This is a genomic window from Legionella cherrii (assembly GCF_900635815.1).
GTDB lineage: Bacteria > Pseudomonadota > Gammaproteobacteria > Legionellales > Legionellaceae > Legionella > Legionella cherrii.
On record NZ_LR134173.1, the window covers coordinates 2,572,694 to 2,593,758 of the forward strand.

Below are 21,065 nucleotides of genomic sequence, written 5' to 3' on the forward strand. Positions count from 1 at the left end.
ATTACCTATTCGGCACAGAGATTATAGGCAGGTATTAAATTTTAAATCAAGTGGGTATTAATTGCGCACCATATTTAATGTTTTACTAAATATGGTGTGCATCGATTTGATATTATAATTTGAAGTCGCTGCAATGTTCTTTTATAAATGTTGCTTTATCTACTTTTGTAAAACCGTGTTTTTCTAACGCCGGAGTAAATAAAGTTGGGATTGTAGGATTTTCAAAATTATAACCTGCACTTTTGATAACATGGGTTACCGAACTAGCGCAATTATCTACTTTAATTTTGGGAACTTCTGGATGATTGTCATCATACACATGGAAACCACATATATCTTCTGAGGGATAACTACCCGTTTCCTTCTTAGATTTTTCTATTACTCTTTGTGAGCCTGCACCTCCGTGAAGTAGATGTTTAAATCCATTCACTAATGGATTGGCATCACCAAAAACAGAGTAGGTCGAATGACCATTTGTTACATCTTTACTAAATTCATTTTGACCCTTTTTTGCACTTTTAAATTGTTCTTTACTTACTGAAGTAGTCAAAATATGAGTTGCTTCTTCTACATCTTGCTTATGATCTGGGGCAAGTTGTCCTGACACAGGGATCGAGCCGAAGCTCATTCCATTTATAATACTTCCGAAGAATCCAGGATAAAAACTCGTAGTACGAATTTCTGTCTTACCTTCTTTTTTCTTAATAAGCATTGCTGTTACGTGTCCTGGGCCATTTTCTTGATTAGTATCTTTGACACAGACTGCAACATGATATTCTGTTTTAACTTGATCGGATTTAACTTGCGGTGTTGTAGTAGTTTGTTGTTGTGTTTCTTTTTTAGAGAACATTTAAATAACCTCATATTTTCTGACATACGAGGCATCCATACCAAATTATAAAATCACTTTTATCCTGCATTATACGCATCAATTATTAACAAAATATTAATTAATTGAATAAAATATGAGCATGATTGCAATTTAAGCAATAGAGCGTTTGGGCGCTACTCAGTACTGTATGAGCAATTGGAATGAAGAGCAATTAATGTACTCTACACAGCAAGTTAGGAGGCAACAGCGGTGGCATTTGCGCGCAATGTGGCAGAGAGAGCACCTCTTGCATCAAGAGAAAAACTTATCAGAGTACTTTCTCATCATCTGCAAATTATTAATATAGGTCGTGGTTCTCTAAAGGATAAGCAGATTTTTTTAAGCAGGGGCGCACAAGTTTTAGGAATTGATTTATGCGAAAACGTACTTGATTTTGCCCAGGATGCTCTTCTGAACATATAACGTATGCTGAATTAAAGAATTTCAAGTATCAAGCGACAAGTTTATCTATTAATGTGTTTTGCTTGTCGCCAGCATTTTATTGGTTAATGCAATTGCTAAGGCTGAAACAAGTAATGTTAAATGAATGATAACTTGCCACATTACTGAGAAGTTACTGAGTTTATTGGGATCAATAAATGTTCTCAATAGATGAATCGATGATATGCCAATTAATGAAAGAGCAAGCTTTACTTTCATAGCTCCTGCATCAAGATGATCGAGCCATTCGGGTTGGTCCGGATGTGAGTCAAGAGCAAGGGGCGAAACAAAGGTTTCATATCCCCCCAAAACAACCATAATGAGAAGATTGGCAATCATCACTACATCAATTAAGTCCAGCACACCAAGCATAATGAGTGTATCATTAATGTTATTGAGATGGATTATTAATTCAAATAATTCATGGACAAAACGATATACATAAACAGCCAGTATTAGAATAAGGCCTAAATATAAAGGAAGTTGTAACCATCTTCCCATAAAGATAAACTTACTTATGCCTTTTTTTAGATTATTCATAAAACGTACACCATTTTTTTATTAAAAACTTTTTTTTACCACCACGCGCGTCATCCCACGTGAAATGAGAGATCCCCATGATATAGCACGGCATTATAGTGGAAGATCCCTCGCTTCACTCGGGATGACGACAAAAAATCCCCAGCTTTCGTAGCGTTAATCCGGGCTACAATTCAATAATGCAAATGTTAAGGTGCCTCAGTAACCGTAATTACTGAAGAAACACCTTGTGCTTTCGTATTTGGATTATACATTGCTTCCGCATAAGCAGGGGGAACAATGTATTTTCCAATATTCACTGCTTTTATTTTATAAACAATTTCTTTTGCAACAGACTCAACTCCACCAAAGAAATTTACTCTATCTTCACGTACATCAACAAAATCCATTGTCGTATTTTTTACAGAGTCGGTTACGACTTCAAAACCGCCTGGCAACAGATCTTCAATCGCAATATTAGACAAATAATCATTACCTAATGCACGAATTTGAATATGTACTTCAATTTCACTTCCTAGGGTAGTTGTACTGATCGTATTTCCTTTAGCATCTCTATATTCTCGGAAAATTTCCAGGCCTTGTTTTAAAGGAGTTTTTGGAATTTCGCGATTAAAACCTGATTGCATTAATTGATAGAAAAATGTTTTCTTATCAGGGTTGTTAAAACGTATCTTTAGGACATCAGGATTAATATCCGTTTTTTGATAATTTGCATTTGTCGATGGAACAGCGACTTCCTTATTATTAGCCATGATCTTGGTCATCGATAAGGCTGATACTGATTCATTAGGAAGATTTGGATGATAGGCACCCAAGGCCAGACTGGTAAATCCAGATAAAACAGTATTAATTTGATCATTATTGACTGCTTGAATTAAGCGATTGAGTAGCTCATCACCCACCTGTGGCAATAGATTGGGGAAGTGCTTCGCTACGAGATATAAATATTGAGCATCGGCAATTGCGCTACTATAAAAATCAGTAATATAAGCCTGATTATTTTGTGGCTTATACAGACCAATTAATTGATTTGCCTCATCATGACTCTGTAGCAGTTGATACGATGCAGCAATATATGCTGACGCAATATCATTCTTCCACGCATTCGTCTTATCCTTTTCCAGATACAATTGCAGGTTCCCAAGATAATTGGTTGTAACGATTTCGTTGCGGGTTAAAATATAAATGGCATATGCCTGAATTCTTGCTGCATCCATATCAGATACATTTTGACTTGCCAAGGTTTTAAGATAGTTAATTCCGTTAAAGAACAGATCATTTGGAATATTAAATCCTTGAACTCTTGCTTCAGTTAAGAAATGCATTGCATAAACTGTTGCGAAATCATTACCTTGGTTATCACCAAGCCCTGGCCAATAACTAAAACCGCCATTGGACATCTGGCGCTGGCTTAGCATTTGAATTGCAGCGTTTACTTTTTCATTCACTTGCTTTGTTTCTTCACCAAAACCAGTTTGGTTGTTCATTACCAATAAGGGTAACGCTTTACTGGTTAATTGCTCAGTACAACCATAAGGATAATTATCCAAATAACGTTGTAAACCAAATACCAGAATCATCGGGCTAGTAGAAACAGTGGCGCTCACTTTGCGATATTCTGGATATAGTGTTTGCATAATGTCCAGAGTTTTTTGGGCGTCTTCTGATTTCCCACTATTGATGTAGGTGCTAAGCGGCGTAGCGGGTCTGACACTCAGTGTAGAATCCATTGTACTTGATTTATCACCCATGCTGGCTTTGAAGGTTAATTTAGCCGCTCCTAAAAGAGATTTAGCCTTTAATTTAAAGTGAACCGTCTGTTCGCGCCCTTCAGCAATTTCTAATGTTTGTGTAGCAGATCCGACGATTTCAATTTCAGGAGAAGCGGCCAAATCTACATTGATCAGTGCATGTTCCCCAGAGTCTTTTATGTTATTTGCAATTGAAGCAGATATTTCAAATTCATCACCAGGGGCAACAAAAGTTGGAACATTGGGATTAATAATAAAATCTCCACGAATTTCGGCAGAAGTCTCTTTTGAACCAACAGAATCAGATGATACTGCTACTGCCATGACTCGTAATGTTCCATTAAAATAATCAGGAACTTGATAGACTAATTGATGATTATTTGAATCGGTATCAACAATTCCTGACCAATAAGCCACAGGTAATTCGGTTTTCCGCTTGAAAGGATTAAGGCGGCTTGCCATTCCTTCTTCACCATTATCACCCCCAATTGCAGAAAGCTCACGATCTTGAATAAATTTTGGCATGATTTGATCCACAGTTTGCTGGGTCAATACTTCAAGAGCATGCTTTTGGAAGAAGAATGATAAAGGATCTGGGGTTGTATAGCGTGCAACTTGCAGAATGCCTTCATCGACTGCAAAGACAATTATCTTTCCAGGTTTATCTGTATGATAATCTATAGTGAAAGGTTGGCCTGGACGTGCGACTGCTGCAGTGTGCAGATCAATCTTTATGTTGTGATTCTCATGGTTCACTGTGAAAGGAACAACGCTATAGCTGAGCGGGCTGATGAATATTTCAGGTGAGCTCCAATCACGTATAAAAGCAACATTGATGTACCCATCTCCTTGAAAATCAGCAGGTATATGGATGGTTTGAACGGAGTTAGTAGTATCTGTTTTAAACCATTGTGCTGCATAAACTTTATCACGTTCTATAGTTATTAAACCGGAGCCTGTATAGGGTGCGGTAATTTGGATTTCAATATCCTCATTCGCTTGATATTCCGTTTTATTGAGTTTAATTGATAATTCAGCATTTTTAGCTAAGGGCTGTTGGCTTGCACCGACTACACTGAATTTTAGCTGATTAAGTACTGTATTATCCTTCCCAAGAATACTTAAAGAATAATCACCAATTTGTTGGGTTGGTAACGTGTAATCAGTGCCTTGTTCGGAAATATTAAAAGGTGCAGTGCTAACTATTGTGGATTGAATAACGGACTGATATTGGTAGGTTCCATCCGCTTTTTTAACCAGAGTTGTAACCGGGTGTAACGAAACCAGTTGTATCTTTAAATCACTGACTGCTTGTTTGTCCAATCCAGGATTAATCGCAAGGTAATTAATACTTCGGGCACTGTTTTGCTTAATAAACGATAAATCACCATCCGGCTTATATCCTATAAAGTAGGGCAGTGGGCTAATTAGAGTTTTACTTTGGCTTGTTACACTGCGGCCACCATCAGACTCAAAACCTTCAGCAAAAAATGTTAATTGATAGGTCGCTTTTTCAAAACGATCAAGATTTAAATCAAACTCTGCTTCGCCTTTATCATTTGTTTTTGCGTCATTTAATGTTTCAGTGAAAACCTTTGGCGGCTTTTTTGGATCCAGCAAAGGATCTACAAAGACATAGTCCGGATATTTATCGAATTGAACCTTTTGGGGTACTAATAAAATCTTGGCACTAACTTTTCGATCAGCGGCAGGAGCGCCATATAAGTTCCAAAGACTTACTTCACCTTTCAAGCCAGTTGGAGCACTCCACCCAGTCGATGGTTTTGGGGACAGGCTGGTAGTGATTCTCATTCGATCAGGTAAAAATTCAGAAACGCGAATGGTTGTAGAGCCAAGTAGATTTTGCGGATATCCATCCTTCACCAAGTACAGATTGACCATGTACTGACCAGTCGGTGAACTGGTATTTGTTGCAAAATCTAGTTCCATGTAGCCTAGATCATTAAGAGTAATTTTCTCATCTTTGATTGTCGTCCCTCTTGAGTCAACCACAGTTGCTTGCAAAGGTAAGCCACCGGGTTGGGGTTGGGCATAGGCTTGTTTGACAATCATGCCGACATGAACTGCATCTCCTGGTCTATAAATCCCTCTATCAGAGAAAAGATAAGCACTTAAACTGTGTAATTCTTGATTGTTAGTGTAAAGCCCACCAATATCAAACTTGGAAAAATTTAGTTGTCTATTTGCATTATTGAATGGAATAAATGACACATCATTGTTCAATTGTGCCAAATATACGATAGGTTCTCTATCATCAACAAAGTCTTTTAACGGTGGGAATGTAACGCGTCCTTGAACATCACTAACACGCGATAAAATGGGCAAGCCATTTTTTCCCAAAACAGTTACTGTTGCATTGGCAACAGGGGTTCCCTGGGTTATGGAGTTAACGAACAGGTCATGACTACCATCTTGATTGTCTTTTACCAACAAAGCCATATCGGTGATTAATATCATACGACTTGCTTTTACATCCAATGCTGATTTATTGTGGACGTCCCAACCAGTAGCTTGCAATAAAAATAACCCTTGTGGTCCCAAGGTATTTGTATTCATAGTTAAATACTTGCTGAAGTCAAGCGCAGTATACTGTTGCTTGGCTAAATCAGAAATATCGAACTCTTGGACCTCTGAAGAGATTTGACTGATATTCTGTTGATTAAATGTAGGATTAATAAAATAAGGATTATTAAAATCACCTTGAGTTTGGGTTACTAATTGATTGATGTTTTCCGGCAACACACGTGCAAAATCAAACTTGACTGCTGGTACGCCTCGAACGAGTACAGAAAGTTTTTTCTCTCCACTTAAAGCCAGCAGTGATCCTTTATGTAAGAAGCTGATCTCTTTAGGGATTGCAGGAACAGGAATCACCGCTGCATATTCATTGCCTAGTGTAAAATCGCCAAAACTGTGCATTCCTTTATCAATTTTAATGTATATATATCGAGGAGCCTCGGTTTTAAATTTAAAACTGTGTAAGGTGGAATAGTTTTGCTCTGTAGGAATCGCTTCTTTTGTCAAGGGTGTTGATAGCGAAAGAACTGCTGCTGTTACTTCACCTGGATTTTGCCATTGATAATTCTCTTTGGCAGCTTCAGCTGTAGTTGCTGGGCGATCTTTAGGCAGCAAATAAATATGTACTGCCTTATTAAACTCATTCTCATTTACCCCCAAAGAGGTTTCGATAGTAAGGACTTGTTCGGGCCTGTCTTTATCATTGCGAACGATGGACGCTGAAGCAGAAAGAACTTTAAGGAAGTCTTTGGCGCTAGGAATCAGTAAATTTTGTGATTGTTCCTGGAGTAAATGACCAGAATTGGTTGATGAAGTAACATTTTGGCTTAAGGTTAAACGTATAAAGCGGGCTACATCACTTATCTTTATTGTTTCTGAATGTAGGTATGCTACACGCTTATTTTTATCATAAGTAAAGGTAAACGGGAGATTTTCACCGGTAGACCCTGATTTTGTTTGATACACTAAAGAGGTATGTTGTTCTAAAGTTTGGGGATTAACTGGAAAATTGAACTCTATTGTTGCTACAGCATTTCTTACCTCAGCATGGACTGGATCTTGATAGAGCTTAAACTCAGTAATTTTGGCACTAAAAGGATGAGTAGAAAAAGTAAACTGATGACTTTCCATATTGGCATTAGGAGCAAAAGCACTCTTAGCAAAAAGGATTGTATATTTTTTTCCTGCAGGCCAATCCTCTGAAGGAGTAAAAACTAATTGACTGTCGGTATTCCATGTCCATGTCCCAGGAATTTTGGGGGTTATTACTATGCCTTCGCTAACTGTTTTTCCAATCAGATTAAGTGGGGCAACTGATTGATTAATAAATCCATTATTTTTTATACCAAAATCAATAATCAAGTTGTTAGGAACTAATTGTTCTTCAGTATTTGGTGTAATGTCTGGGACTGTGATTTGTGCGGTGGTATAAATTGGTTTAGGTAAATTTTTATACCAATATAAGGAGTATCCTGCTGAAATTAAAATAAGAATTATTAATAAGCTGCTTCCCCAAAACTTTTTGGGAGATGATTTTGATTTATTACACAAGTAATTTACCCAAGGAGGGCTTCGCCAGTTTAATTTGCCAAATACAGATGAAAACGCATTTAGTAATATAGATAGCGGATTTTTATTCATCATTTATCCCAAGAGGTGGAAAGGAGTGAAAAATTTTGCATATATTTTATTCTATTTAGTGCATAATAGCGACTATGAACAAAATATTTAAATTTCTAAGCATAATCCTTATTACGCTACTTGTCAGCGCCTATCTGATATTATTTTTTTTACCTAAACCCATCTTACTGGAGGGAACAAGTTTTTCTAAAGCAGTTTATGACGAACATAATAAATTACTAAGGTTAACATTGAGTCAGGATGAGAAATACCGACTGTTTACACCTTTGTCACGCATATCAAAGCAGCTTGTTGAAGCAACCTTATTACAAGAGGACCAATATTTTTATTGGCATTATGGCGTGAATCCTTGGGCAACAATGAAAGCCATATGGCAAACCTATGGTGCACAATCACGAAGGGTAGGTGCTTCAACAATTACCATGCAAGTGGCGCGGATGCGTTATGGTATGAATTCAAAAAAAATCTCAGGAAAGTTATTACAAATCATTCGTGCGATACAAATTGAAATGCATTATAGCAAAGAGCAAATTCTGGAAGCTTATTTAAATTTGGCACCCTATGGGGGCAATGTTGAAGGAGTAGGGGCTGCAAGTTTGGTTTATTTTGGAACACCAGTACATAAAATTACTTTGCCCCAATCCTTGACCTTAAGCATCATTCCTCAAAATCCTGGCAAAAGGACACCAAACAATAAAGAGTTAAAAAAAATTCGGGAACACTTGTTAGGTCGCTGGTTAAACAAGCATCCAGAAGATCTTAACAAAAAAGCGATGTTTGCATTGCCTTTAGTGATGCAAGACACTCATATGCTCCCTTTTAGTGCGCCACATTTTGTAAATAAAATTTTATCTGAAGCACCAACCAAACAACAAAGCATTGATACAACCTTGGATTATCGTACACAAACGATTATTGAACGTATTACGCATCATTATCTTGCGAGAAAGAAGGGAATTGGAGTAAATAACGCAGCTGTTTTACTTATAGATACTCGCGATATGGGTATTAAGGGTATGTTGGGATCCGCTGATTTTTTTAATACCAGTATCAGCGGACAAATTAACGGTACGGAAGTCAAGCGATCACCAGGGTCAACGCTAAAGCCATTTATCTATGGATTGGCTTTGGATCAAGGCCTAATTCATCCAAATACTGTTTTAAAAGATGTACCCCACAGTTTTAATGGCTACAATCCTGAAAACTTTGATTACGATTTTATGGGCCCTATTAAAGCTAAAGATGCCTTGGTTTTGAGCCGTAATATCCCAGCAATTTATCTCGCTAGCCAGCTCACTAGCCCAACCTTACATCAACTGCTAGAAAAAGCACAAATTAGTCAATTACGATCAGAGTCATACTATGGACTGTCATTGAGTTTGGGTGGTGCTGAATTAACAATGGATGAGCTTGTCAGCTTATATGCGATGCTGGCCAATGATGGGATTTGGTTTCCCATTCAAGCATTTAAAAATACAGTAAAACCAAAGGGAATACGCTTGCTTAGTCCAGAAGCAAGCTACCTCGTATTGGATATGTTAAAAAATACGCCCCGCCTGGATGAGAACTCCAAGAGCTGGTCACGTTTGCAAGTTGCTTGGAAAACTGGAACTTCTTCAGGCTATCGGGATGCTTGGACTGTAGGAGTATTTGGTCCTTATGTATTAGCTGTATGGGTGGGAAATTTTGATAATAAGGCTAATCCTGCATTTATAGGCAAAGACATTGCTGCGCCTTTATTTTTTGAGTTGATTGATGCATTAAATCATGAGCGAGGGCCAATACATGCGTTGGAAAAACATCCAGAGCAAATGAATTTGAGAAAAGTAGAAGTATGTAAATCCTCCGGTATGTTGCCTACACGTTATTGTAAAGACACAGAGTGGAGTTGGTTTATTCCCGGGAAGTCCCCGATCAAAACAGATACAATTTATCGTGAGGTTGCTATTAATAGTAAAACAGGCTTACGGACCTGCCACATGGATGAATATACTCGTTTTGAGATTTTTGAGTTTTGGCCTTCTGATTTGTTGAGTATTTTTAAGAAAGCTGGGATACAAAGACATACACCTCCTTTTTTTGAACCTGATTGTAGCTTGTCTGGAAATTCGGGTATCGATCCACACATTACTTCGCCACAAAACGGGATCAGTTATATTATTCGCGCGAATTCTCCACAAAATAATACCATACCGCTCACTGCCGTCACGGACGCTGGTATTGCTTATGTATACTGGTTTATTAACGAAACATTTATTGCCAAGACTAAAGCTGGAGAGTCTTATTTATGGAAAGCAAAGCCGGGAAAATTTGTAGTTAGGGTAGTAGATGATCATGGTCAATCTGATGCTCGTGATATTCATGTACAATTGGACAGTTAATCCCGATTAAGCGGTAAAGCTCAATAATCCGCAACCTACTAATAATTTTGAAAGATTTGTAGATTCTTAATAAATACAGCAGACTATGAGGCAAAACAACCCACTCATTTTTAGCGCACTACCATGCCTCGCCAAATGGACGTATCTCTACTTCAAATGACCAAGTAGATGGAGCTTGCTGAGTAAGCCAGAATACAGTATCTGCAACATCATTAGGCTTAACAAAAAAATTATCTGGCTTATCAGGCATATATTCTCGTGTTTTGGGTAAATCAACAATGCCGTCGATAATAACCAGGGCAACATGAATTCCCATGGGGCCAAGATACTTGGCCATTGATTCGGCAAGACTTCGTTGAGCCGCTTTAGCAGGGCCAAATGCAGCAGTTTTGATTCCTCCTCTTTTGGAGGCTGTTGCACCAATGATTATCAAGTTTCCCTTGCGATTTTGTTTCATGCTGGAGAGTACATATTGACTAACCATCATTAATCCAAATGCATTAACACGCCAACTTGCTTCGAAATCCTGTGGTGTTATTTGTTCAATAGTACCCCATGAGCTTGAACCTGCATTGTACACAACGACATCAATTGTTCCTAAATCGCGCTGAATTTGGGTAAAAGTACTTTGAATTGAATCACTATGACTTACATCGCACTCATAGGGATATGCATTTACTAGTTTATTTGCAAGTTCAGTAGTAAAAGATTTTGAACGAGCTAATAAAGCCAAATGATATCCTTCTTTGGAAAAACGAGAGGCAAAAGCAGCACCATTTCCTGGTCCAACACCGACAATCACACATACTTTTTTTCCCACGATTTTATCTCCTTTAAAATACTATCTGCTTTGGCCTTTAGCTGACTATTGGAACATGAATTGAAACATAATGGATTTATAATAGAACAAAAACATTTACTTATGTGAACAATAAGCACATAATTAATTCTATTTTTTCTCATTCTACCCATGAAACGATTTTTTAAACCCGCTAAACGTCATATTTCTTTTAAAGAGTACATGGAAGATACCTTAATTACAGCAAAACGAATTACTGAAACTTCTCCTGGCCTGCAACGATATAGCAGTGCTCAATTTGAAATAGCACTTATATCTTTTGCTGATCTTGAGACGCTAAAAAAAGAGATGGATGCTGATCTTGAGGTCGAATTTCCTGATTTATTAGAGATAGATTGGCAAGCGGGTTTTGATTGGCTTGATCTCGCTGTGCACTATGGAGATGAGGACGCAATAGAATATTTTAAGCAGAATATGCAAAAGGAGGTTTTTGCCACGAATTACCTTTTATACAAAAGCGAATGTCGTCCTTACACTGTCTTACAACTCCATGAACAGGTAAGTAAACCTGAACAGATGAAGTTTTAGTATACGAATTAGTTCCGGCTATAATGAACTACTTTATTCTTGTTCATTTCCTAATCCCCTACGTCCCGAGGGAAAACCTCGAGACGCTATAGTCTTGAGGGACTGAATCAGGAAGCAATCTTTAAAGGGATTGCTTTCAAAGACAAAATTTACATTTTTTATTTAGTAGGTAGTACTGGTGTTGTCGGTATTGTTATTTGTACCAGTTCCATTATCTGTCCCAGTGCTGGTTCCAGTATTAGCTCCGTTGTTGGTACCATTATCGGTGCCCGTACCCGTATTAGCTCCGGAATTCATGCCAGGATTGGTTCCGGTGTTGGTTCCTTCAGTACCAGTAGTACTTGTTCCTCCACTACCCGGTGATGCAATAATGGTGTTTATTATCCCTGAAGCATAAGTTGAGGAAAAAGTCGCAGTTATTAATAGAACAGAAAGTATTTTTCTCATGATTTTCTCCTGAAAAAGTTAAAAATCACTACAACAATATCATTATTCACATCAAAACGAACAGCATTTTTAATGACTCTATTCTCTTCTTATTTTACAGCTATTACTTAGGAATAGCCAAAAATCCAATTTATGCAAGATTAAATCCCCGCTTTTTTAATTAACCCTTTGAATTGCTTGCGGATATTTTTTATACGATTTTTTAGAACAATTTTATAGTTTTTGATAGTGCCCAGTATTAAAAACCAGGTAAGCCTCACCATTATCGGTGAGTAACGTATCAAAAGGGAAAAGATGTTTTATCTCTGTGGTATCAAGATCGTTTCCAAGCCATTCAATCGATTGAACTTCTGTAAAATCAAAACCAAAGTGCAAATTTTTTAATCTCATAGTAAATGCCTGTTTCATTGAGCCGGGTAGCTTCTGAATGAGTTGAAGTACCTCAGTAATAGTGAATTTATTGTGTCTAAAAACCAGTTTTATATGAGCAATCGAGTCTGTCTTGTTAGGAATAAAAATGGCTACACTTTCTTGTTTGAGATGTTTTGCCAAAATTGTAGCTACCAGGAATGCTTTTTTTTGAGATAATTTTTGTAACGGTGAAACAAAAAAAATCTCTGAGTTCTCCGCGGTAAATAGTTTTTTTTCTTGTACAGTATACGTTCCAAGAGCATTTTTAAATTCTCCTAACTCCATATGTTGTCTTTGTAGTATACGAGTGGCGTCTTTTTTGAGCTGGTGTTGCTCTTTACCGATTAAACACTGAAATGCTTTTTCCATGTCCAGAATTTGAGTATTGTTTGAGTAGAAAAATTGTATATTATTTGTTTTTGTATAACCTGCAGCGCTCAATAGGAAAAAGCTGGTTATTAAAAAAAGATACACTGGTTTTTTAGTATTCATAATCTTCCCTCACCATTTTGCAATCTGAGAAGATTAGACCATATTCGGATAGGTGTTTCAGGTCGCTTAAACTTGTAATTAATTGAGCCGCTTTATTGACTCACTCTATAATTTCTTTATAGCGCAATATGCCCTCAGTCGTCCAGCATGTTTGTCCTTTGCGCAATACACATTGAAAGAATTCAATGAAAATAGACAAATGGGGCGTATATTGTATTTACTGGTATGCATACACATTGATTGTGATTTCTATTTGAAGATAATCAATTTCAGACACTCGCATACAAAAAGACTGATTACCAATTTTGTTAGAGATAAATTGAGGCTAAAATGGGTATCCCTTTCGATATGAAATACATAAGACACAATGATGTTGAGCTAATCTTATTGAGGCGGTTTACACTAATTCTTACGAAGATGTAGATGAGGGGCTTAGCCGTTTGCACAGGACAATTTTTGAAGAAGAACGAACAAATAAGGAATAACCCACTGATTTTAAATGTATTTTATATAATCCGCTTCACCTAAAAAAAAGGGGGGTATGGATAAAATAAACGAGTTGAAGAGAATATTAGGTGAAAATCTCCGTTGGAACATGGCAAGATTAGATTGTTTTGTGCGGATGTTACGGCTTTATTTATCGTTCATACGGTCAATTTAAGTGAAATGGCGGTGGCGTTTTCATCTAAGGCTGAGAAAAATTCTCGTTATAAACGGCTGCAACGTTTTTTTTTGCAAAATTTGAGATTGATTACACGTTGATTACACGATTGGGCAATCCGTTTTTCTAACCGGTTCACGTTTCTAAAAAGGTGAGCTAATGATTGTCCCAACAAACCAACATCCCAAAAATGCTATCCCAATTTATCTTCGAAGATGGGAAGTAGAATGTCTTTTGTCAGCATTAAAAGGATGTAGATTTCGTTTTGAAGAAACCCACATCACAACACTCGAACGAGTAGTGCCATTGGATTTTGTTGGGCCCATAAAGTCGGCGAATGGAAAGCTAATTCGAAAAAAGCAATTAGACTCAATAAGTATCGTGATAGCCACCGACCTCAGAATAGTTTTTTTCGTTATGGCTTTGATTGGATTCGACAGCTCATCATTAATTCCTATAAAAAATCATCTCAATTTGTAAAAACGTTAGACATATTTTTCAATGGTTACCCGCAAAAGGAACTTTCTTCATGATTTTTGTCCTGTGCAAAGAGACGATGCCTATGGATTCGTTGGCTTAATACTGTCTTAATGAATTATATGTACACTTAGTATTCATAATGAGCAATTATGAGGCCTTAATATGACAGACTTACTTCAAATAGCATTACATAAAACGAGTAATTTATTATTAAAAGCTACTTCAGATAAAGAGAGACATAATCTTGATAATGTCATTGATATTCTTAAGTTTATTAAGCATGAAAAACACTATGAAGGGGATAAGTTAGAGTTATCCCAAGAAATGTTCGATAAATTAATCGGTGGCACAGTAAATACCGAAAGTGTATTAGAAGCATTAGAAACGCTACATATTAACGGGTCAAATGGTAAAAATGGAAGACCAGAACAAAAATGTAATAAGGGGCAAAAAAGAGCGGGTATAGCTATCACCACAAATATGTTGGAGATGTTAATTGAACATTCAGAGTCAGCAGAGCTTTTGGTGAGTGCGATGCAAATGCTCGATGCAGTAAAATTTTCGCCTGTGATGAAAAATAGGATTTTGGATGCTATCAAACTATATCCAGACCATATAAATGGAATTGTACATGGTGTAAGCTTATTGGCTGACGATGATGACTTAGCAATGGAATATTTATCTCGATTAAATTCAGGAAATGTGAAAAATGCTTTCACCTTAGCGAACAAAATTTCTGAGTTAGAGATAGAGGATCAATTAACTCCTGGTAATATTGACATGATATTTTCCGGGTCTTTGAATGACTTAGCAACGAAAGCCAAAGAGCAGTCAGAGACTGATGATAAAACTAAGATGACTAATTGTGTCTCTTCGTCAGAATCAGTACTTAGTAAAGCAGTTCCATTACTTGCAAAAAGTGAAAAATTCAATACCCGAACTGACGTTGCAGGTACTCTGATTAATAATTCATTTTTTAAAGCAATAAAACCTGCTAAAGCCCAATTGATGCCTTCGATGAATCAAAGTGAAGACAATTTGTATTCATTAGATTAATGCTGCTTTTCCGCAAGCGCGGTTGCTTTTATTAGGGGCTATTGTTTAGCCTCTAATCTCGATGATTTTAAGAAGCAGCTATTATGGTAAATAGCAAATAAACTACATTCTACCAAAAAACGTTTAAACCCTCCTGCCTGAAGAAAAAACGTGGACAAATTCCAGATGCTCGTGTACCACAGGTTTGTATGAATCGGGATATGGTGTCTTAGAAGGCTTCCTCACCTTTTTCGGAACGTGAACCGGCTAGAAAAACGGATTGCTCGAATATTTTGACAGCCATATTAAATACTTTGTGTTGCTTAGGTTGTCACCCATTTTTGATTCTTGTTTATACTAGTTTTAGATAAGGGTACTGTTCGAATAACAGAATAAATTAGTTATGTTGAACTTTGAGTATCATCGATTCCAAGGTTAATCCGGGTCCAAAAGCACAACTAAAAATATGTTTCCCCTCATCTTGAGCACCTAATTTATCCCATATTTTTTTTAATACAAATAATACGGTTACAGAGGACATATTCCCATAACTTCTTAAAACGTCATAAGAATATTGATTGTCATCCGCCGTAATCTTTAATGCCTTTTCGCATGCTTGTAGAATTTTAATGCCACCTGGGTGAATTGCGTAATAATCTATATCATTAGACGAATAATTTAATTGTCTTAACAGTTTTTCAACAAACATAAAAATACCCGATTGAATTGCCTCCGGCACATAAGAGCTCAGTATAATATCAAATCCGTAATTGGTAATGGTCCATGCCATATCCTGGCTGGTTTGAGGTACTAAATCACAATAGAATGACTCCAGAGCAAAACGTTTTTGACTCGCGCTTTCTCCCTGAATCAAGGCTGTTGCAGCTCCATCAGCAAAAATAGCATTTGAGACGATGTTTTCTATGTTAAAAGCATTCTGAAAATGTATCGTACAAAGCTCAACACAAACCAGAAGCACATTACTGCTAGGTTCTGATTGACAAAATGCATTGGCTACCTTTAAACCATTAAAGGCACCATAACACCCCATAAAATTAATCGCAGTGCGCTTAATGGAAGGGGATAAATCAAGCTTTTGAACAATTTCTATATCAATCCCGGGAGCATACATACCAGTGCAGCTCACTGTAATTAGATGAGTAATTTTCCTTCGGTCAAAATCAATGCTATTTAGACAATTTTCAATGGATGCTATGGCCAAATTGAGGGCATTTTCTTTATATATAGCCATTCTCTGTGATGTTGATGGAAAACTTTCTAGAGGTGTATTAGGAAAAAATTCAAATTGACCCGGTTGTTTACAATAATCAGTTAACACACTATATCGAGTCTCTATTCCTGAGGATTTATAGATTTTTTTTAAAATTTTTGTTTGTGATACATCAAGATGGAACCCTACAGAAATGAGATCGGCAATCTCATCTTGTGTTCGCATAAACGGAGGGGTTGCTATACCAATCGCGGTGATATTTGATTGCATTTTATCCCTTTGTGAATTTTTTCCCTATATAGACACGCTGATGTTGCTTACGAGCCATCAATACATTAAATCATTATTGTAATATTGAAGTATACAATGCAGAATGAAAATTTATCATTAGTTATAATGATCATGCCCAAATTCAAAACACGATCAAGGGAAAAGGAAATCATTGATCTCGGTCCAGATTTCTATACATCACAAGAGTACGAACACTCTTTAAAAAAACTATTTAAAATCAATAGAATTATGGGTATTTTTAAAAATACTGTTAATTTACTTCAACGGTTTTCTGAGCGTTCCGTACTGGCTGATGTGGGCTGTGGCGGAGGATTACTCTTGCTTCATCTTAGTAAATATTACCCTCGAATGAAAATGCTTGGATTAGACATTTCAACAGAGGCTATTGAACTTGCAGAAAAAGAATTGGATGAATGGCAACAAAAAAATGGAAGCATTTCAGTTGAGTTTAAAATACAACCGCAACCAGAACTTGACATAACACCAAATAGTGTAGATATCATTTTAATCAATTTAGTATGTCATCATCTGGATGATGACGAGTTAATTAAATTTTTAATCAAAGCCAATCATACAGCTCGTAAAGCTGTAGTTATTAATGACTTGCACCGTAATTTCGTTGCGTATTGGCTTTATAAAATAATTAGTCCTATATTGTTCAATAACCGGCTGATTACTCATGATGGTCTGCTTTCGATTCAAAAAAGTTTTACCAGAAAAGAATTAGAGTTTTTATTACACAAGGCAGGTATCAAAAATTATCAAATCAAATGGCACTTCCCATTTTGGTGGAGTATTCTTATTTTGAAATAGGGTCTTTTGGTCAAGAAAATAAAAAAGACTTTAGTATTACGGATAAAAACCTATGACTTTGGATGCACTGATTATTGGAGGTGGACCAGCTGGTGCAACCACCGCATTACTTCTTGCCGAAGCGGGTTGGACGGTTGGCTTGGTCGAAAAGAAAAAGTTTCCTCGAAGAAAAGTCTGTGGTGAGTTTATATCGGCTACCAGTTTATCTCTTCTTCAGAAGCTGGGATTGGAAGAGTTTTATTTAGCAAATGGGGGGCCAGAAGTAAAAAAAGTCGGTTTGTATGCTGATGAGGTCATATTGACAGCAAAGATGCCGTATTCTACTGCTTCAAAAGGCCTTTGGGGTAGGGCATTAGCGCGAGAGTATCTCGATACAGAGCTCATAGAAAAAGCCAAATTAAAAGGAGTGCAAGTTTGGCAACCTTGTGAAGCAATTAATGTACATCGTCGTCAGGAAGATGGTTTATTTATCTGTACTGTAAAAGAAAATAATAACATAGGTGAGATAATTGCTCCTCTCATTGTTATTGCTAATGGTTCGTGGGAGAAAAGAATTACGCAATCAGAAACTAAAGCCCATCAATCTTCTGATCTGTTAGCATTTAAAGCACACTTTAAAAATGCCAATTTGCCTACAAATCTGATGCCCTTACTTGCTTTTCCTGGGGGGTATGGAGGAATTGTTCATAGTAGTATGCAGAAAGTAACCCTTTCTTGTTGTATTCGTCGTCATGTATTGGATGATTTACGCTTAGAAAATCCAGGTATCCAAGCAGGGGAAACCGTTTTTCAATATCTATTGACGCAGTGTCGCGGAGTTAGGCAGGCTCTTGGCTGTGCCGAACGCGAGGGAAGCTGGCTGGCAGCAGGACCAATTAGGCCTGGCATTCGTTCTTGTTATAGAGAGGGTATCTTTTTTGTAGGTAATATTGCAGGTGAAGCCCATCCTATTGTTGCTGAGGGAATCAGTATGGCCATGCAATCAGCTTGGTTATTGTCAAACAGTTTGATTCAATTTAGATCAAAGCTTAAAGGCACTAATAGTTTGGATGATATAGGTATTTATTATACGAAGCACTGGCGTAAACATTTTAGTAGCCGCATTTATTGTTCTTCATTTTTTGCACAACTTGCCATGATGAACTCTTGGCCACGATCTTGGGTTTTGCATATGATTAAAAAATTTCCTGCTATTTTAACTTTAGGTGCGCGATTTAGCGGTAAGGTGCAACACGTTGTTCCGACTAATAAAGAATAAAATAGCAGTATAAGCGTTACTTTTTTCAAAAATAGCAATCGCAACTTGTTCTCATGTATTATCTGCTTATACACTAGTAAGTAAACATGAAATTGATAATTAAAAAATGAGTCATCTCGATATAAATGTTGAAACGTTGATTATAGTGGCCATTTGGAATCAACCCGCTATTTTTCAGGGATGCTTTAAAGTTTCTGCTCTTTATTCGCAACATGAAGAGTATTTTCTTTTCCGATGTGAAGTACGTAACGCTCAACCACAGGACTTCATTGATAGCGAATTTTGTCCTGATAACTATTATTTCACCCATTTTTACGCTCAAGAACAGCTGGTTCAGTTGGATATGAACAATGAATCTCTGGAATATGCTTTATATCTATTAAAATACTCGCTTTATACCACAGTGAAAGAAATGCTGATTAATAACTCTCAAAAGCAGCATTTTCTTTCTATGGACGATATGTTTGTGGACTCTTTATTTGAGAAAATTAAACCCATCTTGAATCAAGATCCATTATGGGATGAGTCCATGAAAGAGATAGGTTTTGCTGTAGCGATGGATTTTTGTCCCAGCGAAAAAATGGGCGAGACTGCAGTACAACTCCTTTTAAGTGGTTTAGTTAATCATCAGTTTACAGAGAAGAAGGTTCACTAATTAAAATTGAATGGAATTTAGAACAAATTATCTATGTAAAATAAAAATTTCATTCCAATGAGAATAGTAGGGGAGACTCATGGCGCAAAAACCCAGGCTAAACATTCTAATCTGGGTTTTTTCTTCTTCTTAGACAACCTCAACATGAATCATGTCATTATCAATACGAACAGGATAAATCTTTAAGTTTTTGGGTTTGCTCAGCTTACCAAGTACCGTTCCGACAGCTGGTGGCCAGGGCGACCAACATTCGGGAGAACCCGTTGTGAGATTGAATGCACTTTTATGAAAGGGGCACACGATAGTATTTTCATCAGTAATTGTCCCTTTGGTTAGAGGCAATTTAAAATGAGGGCATTGGGAGGCAATAGCATGTACTTTATCATTGTGCCAAATCAATAAAATTTTATGGTCATCTATGGTTTCACAGTGACGTCCTTTTTGTTGCAGTTGACTTAATGTAATTGTTTGTTTCCAAGACATAGGATTAGATCTCTTGTTATTTAAATTATTTTTTCTTTTGGAACTATCACAAATTTCTTTGTTAATAATATCTTAATCAAGAAATTATATAATTTAAACATTTATTAATCTCGTCTACATTAACTATGTTTAAAAAAACCGAATCAAAATTATCGACCTCTAATGTTGTTCTATTTATTCCGTTTACAGTCAGTGAAAATAATTTCTCTTTATATATCAGAGCATTGAACTGGAGAAATAATTTACGCTCTTCAGAAAAGACGAGCACTATAATTCCAAGTGTAGTAATTTATCGTCATCCTGATGAAAATGAAGAAGATTATGAGTTGTATGATACAGCCCAATTTAAATTCACCCCGGAAAACTTACCTGCTAATACGGTCATTTACATTCTTGCTGATGGGACAGGCGATCCTGATTACGTTGTAAATGTTAATCAAATCGATTATGAACATTTAGGACTAGAACTCTATCAATTATCAATTGATGCAGTAGCTTGGCGGATGAAACAATGTGGCCTTACACCCAAATTAGCACAAAATCTTAAGGAAATTAACTTATATATATGTGACGAAAGGATGACTAATGATCGATTAGCTACTTATTTTGCGCAAGAGTTAGGTGAGCAGTATAAAGATCTAACCGTTAATTATTATTCTGCGACAGTTTCTGTCCCTCGACTCATAGTCACTGAAGAAGGCGAAAAACGAATAAAAAAAACAGCTTGCTTTAATATTGAGCTTAAAAACGGCAAAACACAATTAGTTAAGGCTGGTTATGCTCATGAACATAAACACTCAATAAAAGTTATCGATGTTTTAGCTCTAGAGAGAAGCACCAACTATTCAGCTGAGTCAAAAGAAGCTAAAGCGCTTTCGCTTCCAACTTTTAGAGAGCTCTCACATACATCTTCCTCAGTTACATCTTCCTCACTCGTCATCGAAGAAATTTCTGATACCGGGATGATGCCAATTGATTGGGACCAAAAGGCTCAATCAGGAAAGGTCACTTTACCTGACGATAATAAAGCTCATCAAGCAGATATTGTGAGTGAAGTAGACTTTTCAAGACTTACATTGGAGGCCTCTCAAAGTAAATATCAAATCATCAAGACAAATCAATGTAAGACTATTTTAGTATGGCAAGATAAAACCATTTTCTCCTTTTTTAAATGTGCCGAGAAGGAAAACAAAAAAAATGACGGGGCCTTAAATCACGATTTATCGAACCAATAATCTTTTGAGATAAGAATTGAGAG

At 36.8% G+C, this 21,065-nt stretch carries 15 protein-coding genes and 1 pseudogene; 7 read left to right on the top strand and 9 right to left on the bottom strand.

The features are described 5' to 3' along the window. Positions 1-112: 112 nt before the first annotated feature. The 3 genes from EL022_RS10895 to EL022_RS10905 all read right to left on the bottom strand — a co-directional run bounded on the left by EL022_RS10895 (position 113) and on the right by EL022_RS10905 (position 7,782). Entirely contained in the window at positions 113-850 is a 738-nt protein-coding gene (locus EL022_RS10895) for a hypothetical protein (RefSeq protein WP_028380550.1), read from the bottom strand. A 492-nt stretch (positions 851-1,342) separates the two neighbouring features. Further along, on the bottom strand, positions 1,343-1,852 hold the full coding sequence (locus EL022_RS10900) for a TIGR00645 family protein (protein ID WP_028380548.1): 510 nt from the start codon (positions 1,850-1,852) through the stop codon (positions 1,343-1,345). 188 nt (positions 1,853-2,040) lie between these two features. Continuing rightward, entirely contained in the window at positions 2,041-7,782 is a 5,742-nt protein-coding gene (locus EL022_RS10905) for an alpha-2-macroglobulin (protein ID WP_028380547.1), read from the bottom strand. A gap of 74 nt (positions 7,783-7,856) precedes the next feature. Between EL022_RS10905 and pbpC the strand changes: the two genes are divergently transcribed. Then, positions 7,857-10,163 (top strand): penicillin-binding protein 1C, encoded by a 2,307-nt coding sequence (gene pbpC, locus EL022_RS10910; protein WP_028380546.1) that lies wholly within the window; start codon positions 7,857-7,859, stop codon positions 10,161-10,163. A gap of 118 nt (positions 10,164-10,281) precedes the next feature. Here pbpC and EL022_RS10915 read toward each other — a convergent pair whose 3' ends face one another. Further along, complete coding sequence (locus tag EL022_RS10915) at positions 10,282-10,983, bottom strand: SDR family NAD(P)-dependent oxidoreductase (protein WP_028380545.1); 702 nt, start codon at positions 10,981-10,983, stop codon at positions 10,282-10,284. A gap of 201 nt (positions 10,984-11,184) precedes the next feature. Here EL022_RS10915 and EL022_RS10920 point away from each other — a divergent pair, with 201 nt between their 5' ends. Continuing rightward, positions 11,185-11,550, top strand: coding sequence for a hypothetical protein (locus EL022_RS10920; RefSeq protein ID WP_241972168.1), 366 nt, complete (start codon positions 11,185-11,187; stop codon positions 11,548-11,550). Positions 11,551-11,712: 162 nt separating this feature from the next. On the opposite strand, the gene EL022_RS10925 is transcribed toward EL022_RS10920, so the two are convergent. Together EL022_RS10925 and EL022_RS10930 are read right to left on the bottom strand one after the other, a co-directional pair. Further along, the gene (locus EL022_RS10925; RefSeq protein WP_028380543.1) at positions 11,713-11,997 is read right to left on the bottom strand and encodes a hypothetical protein; all 285 of its coding nucleotides are present in this window, start codon (positions 11,995-11,997) and stop codon (positions 11,713-11,715) included. 213 nt (positions 11,998-12,210) lie between these two features. Further along, complete coding sequence (locus EL022_RS10930; RefSeq protein ID WP_028380542.1) at positions 12,211-12,900, bottom strand: hypothetical protein; 690 nt, start codon at positions 12,898-12,900, stop codon at positions 12,211-12,213. Positions 12,901-14,203: 1,303 nt separating this feature from the next. Here EL022_RS10930 and EL022_RS10935 point away from each other — a divergent pair. Continuing rightward, complete coding sequence (locus EL022_RS10935; RefSeq protein WP_028380540.1) at positions 14,204-15,097, top strand: hypothetical protein; 894 nt, start codon at positions 14,204-14,206, stop codon at positions 15,095-15,097. 376 nt (positions 15,098-15,473) lie between these two features. Here the strand turns inward: EL022_RS10935 and EL022_RS16795 are convergent, their stop codons facing one another. Both EL022_RS16795 and EL022_RS16800 read right to left on the bottom strand, forming a co-directional pair. Beyond that, on the bottom strand, positions 15,474-15,950 hold the full coding sequence (locus EL022_RS16795; protein WP_278043690.1) for a 3-oxoacyl-[acyl-carrier-protein] synthase III C-terminal domain-containing protein: 477 nt from the start codon (positions 15,948-15,950) through the stop codon (positions 15,474-15,476). Continuing rightward, positions 15,930-16,586 (bottom strand): annotated as a pseudogene (locus EL022_RS16800) (type III polyketide synthase); the annotation flags it as partial. The gene EL022_RS16795 and the pseudogene EL022_RS16800, both read right to left, overlap by 21 nt. 87 nt (positions 16,587-16,673) lie before the next feature. On the opposite strand from EL022_RS16800, the gene EL022_RS10945 reads away from it, so the two are divergent. The 3 genes from EL022_RS10945 to EL022_RS10955 all read left to right on the top strand — a co-directional run bounded on the left by EL022_RS10945 (position 16,674) and on the right by EL022_RS10955 (position 19,324). After that, on the top strand, positions 16,674-17,411 hold the full coding sequence (locus EL022_RS10945; RefSeq protein ID WP_126325195.1) for a methyltransferase domain-containing protein: 738 nt from the start codon (positions 16,674-16,676) through the stop codon (positions 17,409-17,411). Between the two features lie 52 nt (positions 17,412-17,463). Then, on the top strand, positions 17,464-18,669 hold the full coding sequence (locus EL022_RS10950) for an NAD(P)/FAD-dependent oxidoreductase (RefSeq protein ID WP_028380537.1): 1,206 nt from the start codon (positions 17,464-17,466) through the stop codon (positions 18,667-18,669). 106 nt (positions 18,670-18,775) lie between these two features. Next, positions 18,776-19,324, top strand: a complete 549-nt coding sequence (locus tag EL022_RS10955) for a hypothetical protein (RefSeq protein ID WP_028380536.1) — start codon at positions 18,776-18,778, stop codon at positions 19,322-19,324. 129 nt (positions 19,325-19,453) lie between these two features. On the opposite strand, the gene EL022_RS10960 is transcribed toward EL022_RS10955, so the two are convergent. Continuing rightward, positions 19,454-19,807 carry a Rieske (2Fe-2S) protein gene (locus EL022_RS10960; protein ID WP_028380535.1) on the bottom strand — a complete coding sequence of 118 codons (354 nt, stop codon included), beginning with the start codon at positions 19,805-19,807 and terminating at the stop codon, positions 19,454-19,456. A 125-nt stretch (positions 19,808-19,932) separates the two neighbouring features. On the opposite strand from EL022_RS10960, the gene EL022_RS10965 reads away from it, so the two are divergent. Next, positions 19,933-21,042 carry a hypothetical protein gene (locus EL022_RS10965; RefSeq protein ID WP_028380534.1) on the top strand — a complete coding sequence of 370 codons (1,110 nt, stop codon included), beginning with the start codon at positions 19,933-19,935 and terminating at the stop codon, positions 21,040-21,042. Positions 21,043-21,065 lie beyond the last annotated feature (23 nt).

Excerpts from the sequence above, each read along its gene's own strand:
- EL022_RS10895 (WP_028380550.1), bottom strand. The coding sequence starts at position 850 with ATGTTCTCTAAAAAAGAAACACAACAACAAACTACTACAACACCGCAA.
- EL022_RS10900 (WP_028380548.1), bottom strand. The coding sequence starts at position 1,852 with ATGAATAATCTAAAAAAAGGCATAAGTAAGTTTATCTTTATGGGAAGA.
- EL022_RS10905 (WP_028380547.1), bottom strand. The coding sequence starts at position 7,782 with ATGAATAAAAATCCGCTATCTATATTACTAAATGCGTTTTCATCTGTA.
- pbpC (WP_028380546.1), top strand. The coding sequence starts at position 7,857 with ATGAACAAAATATTTAAATTTCTAAGCATAATCCTTATTACGCTACTT.
- EL022_RS10920 (WP_241972168.1), top strand. The coding sequence starts at position 11,185 with ATGGAAGATACCTTAATTACAGCAAAACGAATTACTGAAACTTCTCCT.
- EL022_RS10925 (WP_028380543.1), bottom strand. The coding sequence starts at position 11,997 with ATGAGAAAAATACTTTCTGTTCTATTAATAACTGCGACTTTTTCCTCA.
- EL022_RS10930 (WP_028380542.1), bottom strand. The coding sequence starts at position 12,900 with ATGAATACTAAAAAACCAGTGTATCTTTTTTTAATAACCAGCTTTTTC.
- EL022_RS10935 (WP_028380540.1), top strand. The coding sequence starts at position 14,204 with ATGACAGACTTACTTCAAATAGCATTACATAAAACGAGTAATTTATTA.
- EL022_RS10945 (WP_126325195.1), top strand. The coding sequence starts at position 16,674 with ATGCAGAATGAAAATTTATCATTAGTTATAATGATCATGCCCAAATTC.
- EL022_RS10950 (WP_028380537.1), top strand. The coding sequence starts at position 17,464 with ATGACTTTGGATGCACTGATTATTGGAGGTGGACCAGCTGGTGCAACC.
- EL022_RS10955 (WP_028380536.1), top strand. The coding sequence starts at position 18,776 with ATGAGTCATCTCGATATAAATGTTGAAACGTTGATTATAGTGGCCATT.
- EL022_RS10960 (WP_028380535.1), bottom strand. The coding sequence starts at position 19,807 with ATGTCTTGGAAACAAACAATTACATTAAGTCAACTGCAACAAAAAGGA.
- EL022_RS10965 (WP_028380534.1), top strand. The coding sequence starts at position 19,933 with ATGTTTAAAAAAACCGAATCAAAATTATCGACCTCTAATGTTGTTCTA.